We start from the raw sequence: 458 nt of genomic DNA on the forward strand, positions 1-458 counted from the left end.
GGGTGTACGGATGGACCACGGCGCCGGCGGCGATGCGGGCGTTGGCGATGCTGCAGTGCGCGCCGATGCGCACGCCCTCGCCCAGCTCCACCCGGCCGGCGAAGATGCAGTTCACGTCGATTTCCACGTCCTGGCCGCAGGCGAGTTCGCCGCGCGCGCCGGTGCGCGCATCGTCCCGGAGGTCGAAGCGCGCGGGGTCGGCGAGGCGCACGCCCTGCTCCATGAGGGCACGCGCCTGGCCGAGCTGGTGGGCCCGCTCCAGCTCCGCGAGCTGCAGCGGGCTGTTGACGCCCGCCACCTGCAGCGCATCGGTGATGCGGTGCGCCACCACCGGCACACCGTCGGCGACGGCCATGGCCACGATGTCGGTGAGGTAGTACTCGCCCTGCGCGTTGTCGTTGGTGAGGCGCGCCAGCCAGCCGGCCAGCAGCGCCGCGGGCACGGCCATGATGCCGCTG

1 pseudogene is annotated in these 458 nt (G+C 73.8%); it reads right to left on the minus strand.

Annotated elements, in window-relative coordinates:
• Positions 1 to 458 (minus strand): annotated as a pseudogene (locus tag KDL01_RS47205) (bifunctional UDP-N-acetylglucosamine diphosphorylase/glucosamine-1-phosphate N-acetyltransferase GlmU); the annotation flags it as partial.

The organism is Actinospica durhamensis (genome assembly GCF_018139695.1).
Taxonomy (GTDB): Bacteria; Actinomycetota; Actinomycetes; order Streptomycetales; family Catenulisporaceae; genus Actinospica; species Actinospica durhamensis.